This is a genomic window from Nonomuraea turkmeniaca, from assembly GCF_005889735.1.
Lineage (GTDB): Bacteria > Actinomycetota > Actinomycetes > Streptosporangiales > Streptosporangiaceae > Nonomuraea > Nonomuraea turkmeniaca.
This window is the reverse complement of the sequence record NZ_VCKY01000446.1, coordinates 1-3400: the sequence shown is the minus strand read 5'-3', so window position 1 is coordinate 3400 and position 3400 is coordinate 1. Positions and strand designations below refer to the sequence as shown.

Below are 3400 nucleotides of genomic sequence, written 5' to 3'. Positions count from 1 at the left end.
TCCCTCTTAATCGGCTAATGCGCATGTTTCCCCAGGTCAGCGACACGCCGTGATCTGGTACCTGCTGGCCGGATGGGGTCATCGCGGGTACATCTGTTCTCATGATCGAACAAGGGCTCCGGCTGGAAGAGCGTGAGAACAGCTGGATGCTGGCAGGACCGTCCGCCGGGCAGTTCGTTCTGGTCGATGAGTATCTGGCGTATCTGGCCGACCGGAACTACTCACCCAAGACCGTCCGCGCCTACGGCTATGACCTGCTGGCGTTCTGCCGCTGGCTGGTGGCCGAGGACGTGTCGCTGGGTGAGGTGACGACCGAGACGCTGCTGAAGTTCTTGCACGCCTGTCGTGAGGCCAAGGTTCCCGGGCGTCGCGGTGGCCCGAACGTGGTCACCTTGTCGGGCCGTCGGATTGATCGGTACGCCGCCACGACGATCAATCGGCGGCTGGCGGCCATCTCGGGGCTGTTCACGTTCGTCACGATGCGCGACCCGGAGTCGATCAACCCGGTCCCGAAAGGACGCGAGGCGCGCTGGCGGGTGGCCGGCGAGCGGTCCGGGATGCTCGCGCACACGATCCGCCGCCCGAAGAATCGCTCCTCGCTACGGCTGCGTGAGCCCCGGCGCCTGCCCAAAGCACTGTCCCAGGCCCAGGCGGCGGAGCTGTTGGCCAGTTTCCACACCTGGCGCGACCGAGCGATCGCGGGGCTGATGCTGTATTGCGGGCTGCGCTCGGCCGAGGTGCTCGGCTTGAACGTCGCCGACGCCGACATCGGTGGCCGCTGGGCGAGCGTGCTCGGCAAGGGTGATCGGCAGCGGCGCGTCCCGTTGGACGCCGACGTCGCCTCGGTCATCCAGGTATATCTGCTGGCCGAGCGGCCCGAGTCGACCGAGCAGCGGCTGTTCCTGGTGGCCAAGGGCCCCAACCGGGGACGACCGCTCACGGCAGCAGGGCTGCGCACGATCTTCCGCTATCACCGCGCCGTCAGCGGGATCACCGCAGGTCATCCCCACGCGCTGCGGCACACCTTCGGCACCGCACTGGCCGAAGCCGGAGTCGACCTGGCGGTGATGCAGGCGTTGCTCGGTCACGCGCACGTCGACACCACCGCCCGCTATATCCATCTGGCACCCGCCCACGTGAAAGCCGAGTTCGATGCCGCACGCAGCCGCATCCGCGCCCAGCAATAGCCTGCACGCCGACTACCTCGACTATCTGCAGCGGACCGGGCGAGGCAACCGTCCCTATCAGCAGGCCGCGCGGGTGTTCTTCGCGCGTTGGCCCGACCCCGGGTGCTGGGCCGCCGAACCGTTGGAGATCCGCTTGTCGGCTGATGCGCACACTCGGCCGATCATTACCTTCCTCATGCTGCACCGCGGACTACGACCCGGCTATGACTACCTGCTGGAACGCAAACTGTCCACGTTCTGGCGAGAGATGGAGGACTCGCCCGTCGCTGCGGGAGTGCAGCGCTTCGTGACCGCCGCCGAGGACCTCGGCTTCTCCTTGCGCGTGCGTCTGGCCACCGGCTCTCAGGTGCCGGCCCGGCTGCTCATCCAGGCCGGACCCGTCCTTGAACAGCTCACCCTGGCCGACCTGGAAGAGTTCGCCGCCGCCTGCGTCGCCCGCAGCGCCCGCACCGGCAAGGACCACCGCCACTACCTGTCCGCGCTCAGCAACGCCCAGCGAGTCCTGTTCCACCTGGGCATTATCGACACGCTGCCGAGGATGGGCGGGCCGGTCCCCTTCGAACAGCGGCTGGCCGAGGTGGCAGAACCGATCCGCACCACGATGATCGCCTACCTGGAACGCAAGCGCGCCACTTGCCAGCCCAAGACCGTCTCCGCGATCGCCACCCGGCTCAAACACTTCGGCCTCTTCCTCACCCACATCGATCCCGGACTCACCTCGATCGCCAAGCTGGACCGGCAGCGTCACATCGAGCCCTACCTCACCGCCCTGGTCGACGCCGTCAACCCCAAGAACGGCGAAGCCATCACCGTCGCCGACCGCTCCCGCCGGGTGATCGCGCTGACCGGCTTCCTCACCGACATCACCGAGTGGGGCTGGGCCGAGGCGCCCGCCCGCAAGCTGGTGTTCCGCGATGACAACCCCAAGCTCCCGCAGGTGCTGCCCCGCTACCTGCCCGTCGATGCCGATCGCCGCCTGACCGAAGAGCTCCGCGACCGTCCCGGCAACCAGCTGGCCGCCTGCGCCCTAAGGTTGCAACGCGCCTGCGGGCTACGCATCGGGGAACTCCTGGACCTGGAGCTCGACTGCGTCCATGAAGTTCCCGGCCACGGCAACTGGCTGAAGATCGGCCTCGGGAAGCTGGAGACCGAACGCATGGTCCCCCTCGATGAAGAGATCCTCGACCTGATCGACTGCATCATCGAGCTCCGAACACACGGCAGACCCATGCCACATCCCCGCTACCGGCGTCCGGCTCAGTTCCTGTTCACCCACCACGGTCGCCGCCTCGGCCAAGGCGCCGTCCGCGCCGAACTCGATCGCGCCGCTCAGCAAGCCGGACTCGGTCACATCACCTCCCACCAGCTCCGCCACACCTACGCCACCGCTCTGGTGAACGCCGGAGTCTCGTTGCAGGCGCTGATGGCGTTGCTCGGACACGCCTCCGCAGAAATGAGCCTGCGCTACGGACGGTTGTTCGACACCACCGTCCGCGCCGAATACGAACGAGCCCTCGACCTGGCCAAACAACAAGCCCGCACCCCGGCCCCCGGCCGGGTCCACCTGCCCCTGGCCGACATCACCGGCGGCAGGGACTGGAAAGACACCCCGCTGATCAAATCCAGAATGGCCGGCGGCTTCTGCCTACGCGCACCCGCCCAAGGCGCCTGCACCTACGCCAACATCTGCGAACACTGCCCCAGCTTCCACACCGAACCCAGCTCGCTGCCCATCCTCGCCGCCCAGCGTGTCGACGCAGACGCGCTCGCCCAGGACGCCGAGAATCGAGGCTGGATCGCCGAAGCCGAACGACACCGCCGACTCATCACCCGACTCGACCACCTAATCAGCGAGGCCCACGCCGGATGACCAGCAGCGACACCCTCCACCGCGTCGAGAAGGCATGCGCCCAGCTCCACCGCGACGGCCAACCCGTCACCTTCATCGCCGTCGCCAACCTCACCGGGCTAGGCCGCACCACCCTCTACCGCAGTGCCACCCTCCGCGCCATCATCGAGGAAAACCGCCGCCGCGCCGCCACCAACGGCACCCTCACCGGCCTCCTCGACGAAATACGAAACCTCCACACCGCCCTGGAAGCCGTCGCTGCACGCGTCCGGCGCCACGAAGAGCAACTCCGCCGACTTACCACCCGGGTCAGCTGAAAGCGTTAACCGGCCAACGCCCAGAACCAGCGTCATTAGCCGGATAA

General features: G+C 67.5%; 3 protein-coding genes. All 3 read left to right on the top strand.

Annotation, left to right across the window (positions count from 1 at the left end):
- The first annotated feature begins 101 nt into the window (after positions 1-101).
- From ETD86_RS53305 to ETD86_RS53295, 3 genes are read left to right on the top strand one after another with little or no spacing between them, the layout of a single operon-like run.
- The gene (locus ETD86_RS53305) at positions 102-1187 is read left to right on the top strand and encodes a tyrosine-type recombinase/integrase (RefSeq protein WP_138674222.1); all 1086 of its coding nucleotides are present in this window, start codon (positions 102-104) and stop codon (positions 1185-1187) included.
- Positions 1153-3057, top strand: a complete 1905-nt coding sequence (locus ETD86_RS53300; protein ID WP_138674221.1) for a tyrosine-type recombinase/integrase — start codon at positions 1153-1155, stop codon at positions 3055-3057. Before ETD86_RS53305 ends, ETD86_RS53300 begins: the two co-directional genes overlap by 35 nt.
- Complete coding sequence (locus ETD86_RS53295; RefSeq protein ID WP_127934058.1) at positions 3054-3353, top strand: hypothetical protein; 300 nt, start codon at positions 3054-3056, stop codon at positions 3351-3353. Before ETD86_RS53300 ends, ETD86_RS53295 begins: the two co-directional genes overlap by 4 nt.
- Positions 3354-3400: the final 47 nt, after the last annotated feature.

Bases quoted from the DNA above. Each gene is read 5' to 3' on its own strand.
- ETD86_RS53305 (WP_138674222.1), top strand. From the start codon at position 102: ATGATCGAACAAGGGCTCCGGCTGGAAGAGCGTGAGAACAGCTGGATG.
- ETD86_RS53300 (WP_138674221.1), top strand. From the start codon at position 1,153: ATGCCGCACGCAGCCGCATCCGCGCCCAGCAATAGCCTGCACGCCGAC.
- ETD86_RS53295 (WP_127934058.1), top strand. From the start codon at position 3,054: ATGACCAGCAGCGACACCCTCCACCGCGTCGAGAAGGCATGCGCCCAG.